The sequence below is a fragment of the Candidatus Erwinia dacicola genome, assembly GCF_001756855.1.
In the GTDB taxonomy this organism is placed as follows: Bacteria; Pseudomonadota; Gammaproteobacteria; order Enterobacterales; family Enterobacteriaceae; genus Erwinia; species Erwinia dacicola.
In genome coordinates this window covers 1-2,758 of the sequence record NZ_MAYS01000507.1, presented here as the reverse complement: position 1 = coordinate 2,758, position 2,758 = coordinate 1, and the positions used below count along the sequence as shown (strand labels likewise).

Genomic DNA, 2,758 nt, shown 5'->3' with positions numbered 1-2,758 from the left:
CCAGCGGACGGCCCACAGGATAATATGACGCCCAAAATGTCGACCTTTAAATGAGTTCATGTGCTGCTCCTTCAACTAAACAGTGGCATCAGTTTACCATCGCCAGATCTTTGCAACAGTGCCGTATTTACAGCTGTGGATACATCTCCAGCAGGCGGCGCGTCACGCCATTGGTCCAGCCGAAGCCATCCTGCAGCGGATACTCACCGCCGCCGCCCAGCAGCACGGCATCACCGCTAATGTTATACTTCTCCACCATCTTATGGTGCTGGTCATAGGTCGCGCCGACGGTTTTCAGCCAGCGGCTGGCAATCTCCTGCGCCAGCAGCTCTTCGCCGTAGCTATTAAAGCCTTTCACCGCCAGCCACTGCAGCGGCGCCCAGCCGTTCGGGCTGTCCCACTGCTCGCCGGTCACTTCCATGCTGCACAGCATGCCGCCTGGGGCCAGCAGATAATCCCGCACCGCTTTCGCCGTGCGCGTCGCCTGATCTAGGTTCGACATGCCGACATACACCGGCGTGACTGCCGCCGCCGAGAACGACGCCTGTTCGCCATGGCGCCAGTTATAGTCGCGATACAGGCCGGTTTCCTCTTCCCTCAGATACTTATCAACAATTTCACGGCGCGTCAGCGCCAGCTGCTGATAGCGATCCGCGGTGGCCCGATCGCCTTTACTGGCCGACAGGCGCGCAATAGTGGTTTCCAGCTTATAAAGGAACGCATTCAGGTCGATCGGCACAATGCTGGTGGTCTGGATACTCTCCAGACAGCCAGGCTCGCTCAGCCAGCGCGACGTATAGTCCCAGCCGGAAGCCGCCCCGGCACGCAGGTCGCGGTAAACTTCACTCGCCGGGCGTGACGACTGCCGGGCCGTTTCCACATCCTCATACCAAGATTCGTCGCGCGGCGTGTCGCGGTCATCCCAGTAGCGGTTCAGCACCGAACCGTCCGGCAGCATCACCACGTGGCGATAGGCTTGATTCGGCTGCAGATTGTCCTGCCCGTCCATCCAAAACGCATATTCGCTTTTCAGCTGCGGCAGATAGTGCGCTGCTTCATGCACGTCGTTCTTCTCAAACAGCTCGACCATCATGGCGAACACCGGCGGCTGCGAGCGGCTGAGATAATAAGTCCGGTTGCCGTTAGGAATATGTCCGTACTTGTCGATCATCCACGCAAAGTTATCGGCCATATTGCGCATCAGATCGCAGCGCCCCGCCGCCGCAAAACCCAGCATGCTGAAGTATGAGTCCCAGTAATAGGTCTCGCTAAAGCGACCACCCGGCACCACATAGGGTTTTGGCAGCGGCAGCAGGGAGGAGAACTCACTGTGCTTCTGCGGCTGACGGGTGAGTACCGGCCACAGCGAATCAATATGCTGCGCCATGGTGTTCGTGGGGTTAGACACATAGCGGCTGTCATAAGTGCCCGGCAGATCGAAATTCTCCAGCACAAACTTCAGCAGGTCGAACTCCTGCTGCTCGTGTTCCAGATAGTAGCGATATAGAATGCGCTCCGGTTCAATCTTAGGCGCACAGTCGGCAAAAGTTTTGCTGTCGGGAAAAATACGCGACATCTGCACCGCCTCAAACAGATCCTGATATCGGTCTGACGGCGTGAGGATGTCCGGGGCTGGCAGCCCACGAATCGGCTCTGGCTGCGGTTCAACCCCCGTTTCAGGACCCGACTCATAATCATCATACCAAGCTTCATATTCAGTATGGTTATTGTCAATCAGCGTTTCGTTTTGGTTGAAAGTGATAAGAACCTCCTGATGTCGAAAAAAATCCGACAAAGTCGCTTGGTGAATAAGCAACCTATTATAGTGCCGCAGTCTCTCGGCGCAACCCGATGTTTCTATTACTCTTAATGAAGAGATATTTCAAAAAATAAACAGATGGCGAATTTACCAGAATTTATTGACAGCCAGCGAAAATATTGCAGAAAATGAATACAAACTAACAATGTTATTAATGGTGTTAATTTCAATGAATTAATTGAATTATTACAGCGAGTTATCCCATCTGCTAAGCCAAACTAATAAAATAGCGTGAATTCGCATTCCCAGCCATAATCTTCAACATTAACAGATAATTAGGCCACAATCCGCTAAACACGCCCGCAGCACTGCTGGCGAGCCGTTACCCGCCCGCGTGTTAAACCAATGTAAAAATTGTAAATCGGGCGCTAAGCTGAGGTCTCAGACAATACTCAGCCAAATCCTACACCTGAAGCGGGATATTTCTTACCACGGAGATTTACTTCTTATTGCCGGGAAAATAAACCATTGCGCCTTCGAAAGGCTTTACGCCGAATCCCATTCCCCGGACGCTGAGCCTCTCAGGCAGAGTATTGTAAATTAAAGAATTTTCATGACGATTCAACTCTAGCTGGCGTACACCGGTGTGATTGCCGCACTGGGCACTGTTGCAAAGATCTGGCGATGGTAAACTGATGCCACTGTTTAGTTGAGGGAGCAGCACATGAACCCATTTAAAGGTCGACATTTTGAGCGTCATATTATCCTGTGGGCCGTCCGCTGGTACTGCAAATATGGCATCAGTTATCGTGAGCTGCAGGAGATGCTGGCTGAGCGAGGGGTAAATGTCGATCACACCACGATTTATCGATGGGTTCAGCGTTCTGCACCTGAAATGGAAAAGCGGCGGCGCTGGTACTGGCGTCAACCTTCCGGTTTTGGCTCATGGCATCTCGATGAAACCTACGTGAAGGTCAACGGACGCTGGGCTTATCTGTA

Annotated in this window: 2 protein-coding genes; one reads left to right on the top strand and one right to left on the bottom strand. The window is 52.8% G+C overall.

Translation table 11 applies throughout. The annotated features are described in order from the left end of the window. Positions 1-127 precede the first annotated feature (127 nt). Entirely contained in the window at positions 128-1,795 is a 1,668-nt protein-coding gene (locus BBW68_RS13055; protein WP_209280605.1) for an alpha,alpha-trehalase, read from the bottom strand. Between the two features lie 688 nt (positions 1,796-2,483). Here BBW68_RS13055 and BBW68_RS13050 point away from each other — a divergent pair. Further along, positions 2,484-2,758, top strand: a 275-nt coding sequence (locus tag BBW68_RS13050) for an IS6 family transposase (RefSeq protein WP_148127483.1), incomplete at its 3' end; no start/stop codon positions are given.